The organism is Streptomyces sp. NPDC049577 (genome assembly GCF_040675635.1).
Taxonomy (GTDB): domain Bacteria; phylum Actinomycetota; class Actinomycetes; order Streptomycetales; family Streptomycetaceae; genus Streptomyces.
Genome location: NZ_JBFAPH010000542.1, coordinates 1 through 2,437 on the forward strand (window position 1 = coordinate 1; position 2,437 = coordinate 2,437).

A 2,437-nucleotide genomic window follows, 5' to 3' on the forward strand; every position below is an offset into this window, starting at 1 on the left:
AGCATGCCGCGGGAGAACTTCTCGACCGGCCGGGACCGGTGCGCGGCCAGCCCGAGCTGTTCGAGGACGGCCAGGGTCCGCTCGCGGGACTCACGGCGGCCCAGCCCGCACATCGCGGCCCAGTAGCGCACGTTCTGCTCGGCGGTGAGCCGCCCGTAGAGGCCGCGCTCGCCGCCCAGCACCAGGCCGATGGCGGCACGGACGGCCCGCGGCTCGCGGACCACGTCGAAGCCGGCCACCCGCGCGGTGCCGGCGGTGGGGGTGAGCAGGGTGGACAGGACGCGGGCGAGGGTGGTCTTGCCGGCACCGTTCGGGCCGAGCAGCGCCATGGTCTCGCCGCGCTCGACGGTGAACGAGATCCCGTCCAGCGCGTTGCGCCCGCCCGCCCGGTACGTCCGGACGAGATCGGCGACCTCGATGCCGGGCGCGCCGGCGGTTGGCGCGGAGGGCGCGGAGGAGGAGCGCATGGGGGACAAGAGGGACATGACGGGGTTCCTCACTTTCCGGCGGCGAGGCGCTGGGCGAACTCCCGGGCCGCCCGGTACCGGTCGGGATCGACCAGCTCCTGGCTGACCAGCAGGAAGGCGCCCAGCGGGGTGGTGGCGACGGTGTCCTGGCCGGCCGTGTGCAGCAGCGCCCGGTCCTCGGGCGGGAAGGGGCCGTCGACGCCGAGCGGCATGCCGAAGACCGGGAAGCCGTTCCGCAGCCGCTCGTTCACCGGGCCGCCCGCGGCGAGCCTGCGGCGCGTGCGCTCGGGCCCGGTCTCCCCGTCGGGCGCGTCCCGGTCCGCGGGCCGCAGCCGCTCGCGGCGGGCGAGCTCGGCGGCGGAAGCGGCGGCGAGGGCCACCGAGTGGCTGTGGTCGACGACGGCCGCCAGGGAGGGGAAGAGACGTGCGAAGTCGATGAGTTCCCGCAGCTCGGGGGCGAGGTGCCAGTCGGCCGCGGCCTTCGCGAGGGCCTGCGGGCCCGGGGCCTCGGCGGAGGCCAGGACGGCGGCGCAGTCCAGCGCGTCCCGCACCGTGAAGCCGCGCTGGAAGCGTTCCTCGGCGACCAGCAGCAGCTGCGCCACCGCGTCGTCGGCGGGCAGGGCGGCGCGTGGCGGCACCGTCTCCCAGTCGCCGGAGCAGGCGAACGTGGCGATCTCCACCTTGAGCCCGGGGTCCAGCCACGGCTCGTCGGACGGGGCGCAGAGACCGGCCACCAGGTGCCGCTCCGGGCCGTCGCCGATCAGGGTGAGATGCACGTCGTCCACCGGCAGCGACCGCGCGACGCGCCGCGCCGTCCGCCAGAAGGCGGGCTCGTCGGCCACCAGCAGATCGAGGTCGCCGCAGGTGCGCACGGCCCATCCGGGCTGGAAGCGGGCCAGCGACGGTCCCTTGAGGACGCGTGCGCCGTAGGGGGCGACGGCGGCGGCCACCTCGTCGTAGAGCGCGAGGCGGGCGCGGTGGCGGCGCAGTTCGTCGGCGGAGCCGGTGCCCAGTCGGCGGCCTTCGTGCTCCGCGGCGGAGAGCAGCAGCGGCGGGAGGGTGAAGCTCACGGTGCGGGCCCGGTGGAGGAGTTCGCCCGGCGGGCAGTCCTCGTCGACGCCGAGCAGCTCGCACAGCAGCCGCAGGGTGGGGGCGAAGCCCTCGGGGGGCGGGGTCGGGCTCATCGGGGCTCCCAGAGGTCCGGTTCGAGGGCGCAGCGCCAGTACGTGTCGCGCGGCTGCCAGCCGCGTGCGGCGAGGGAGTCGACGACCCGCGTGCCGGGATCGGTGCCGTCCGGCTGCCGGCCGTGCACGACGTTGCCGACGAGGGGCAGTCCGGCCGCGGTGGCGTGGCGGGCACAGGCGGCGACCAGGGCGGCGGTCAGCAGCCGGGTGTCGTGGCCGTCGGCCACGAGGATGTCGACGAGGTCGATGAAGGGGGTGCCGTGGAGCTCGTCCCGCGCCCCGGTCAGCAGGGTGGCGTGCGCCACGGGTTCCGGCCCGGCGGGGCCGTCGGCGCGGACGAGCAGCGAGAGGCGGTCCGGGGCGCTCACGCAGAGTTCCACCGTCTCCTCGATCGCGGCGTCGTCGGGGGCGATCGCGCGCTGGCCGTTGCCCGCGACGACGGCCCGGCGCAGCCAGGCGCGCACCCGGGCGTCGTCGTCCGGGCCGCTCGCCGGCCCGATCCGCAGGCCGGGCGGGAGCTGCGGCCCGGGGACGCCCGCGCCGGGGCCGAGGACGAGATAGGTGAGGTCCCGGGTGAGCGGGGCGGGCGGGACGACGGTGGCGGGTGTGCGGACGACGAGGTCGCGCCAGGCGTGCCGCGGCTCGGCGGCCATGACCCGGTGGATCAGCCGGGCGAGCGGTTCGCGGTCGCCGAGCACGGCCTGCGGGGCGTACTCGACCAGGCAGTCCACCCGCCCGTCGGTGGGATCGGTGCTGGTGCCGGCGACGCAGCGGTGTCCGTCCACC

3 protein-coding genes are annotated in these 2,437 nt (G+C 77.0%); all 3 read right to left on the minus strand.

Annotation, left to right across the window (positions count from 1 at the left end; genetic code table 11):
- A partial coding sequence (locus AB0K09_RS32345; RefSeq protein WP_366068962.1) for an ABC transporter ATP-binding protein occupies positions 1 to 485 on the minus strand: 485 nt, incomplete at its 3' end.
- 11 nt (positions 486 to 496) lie between these two features.
- Entirely contained in the window at positions 497 to 1,651 is a 1,155-nt protein-coding gene (locus AB0K09_RS32350; RefSeq protein ID WP_366068963.1) for a hypothetical protein, read from the minus strand.
- A partial coding sequence (locus AB0K09_RS32355) for a hypothetical protein (protein ID WP_366068964.1) occupies positions 1,648 to 2,437 on the minus strand: 790 nt, incomplete at its 5' end. The genes AB0K09_RS32350 and AB0K09_RS32355, both read right to left, overlap by 4 nt.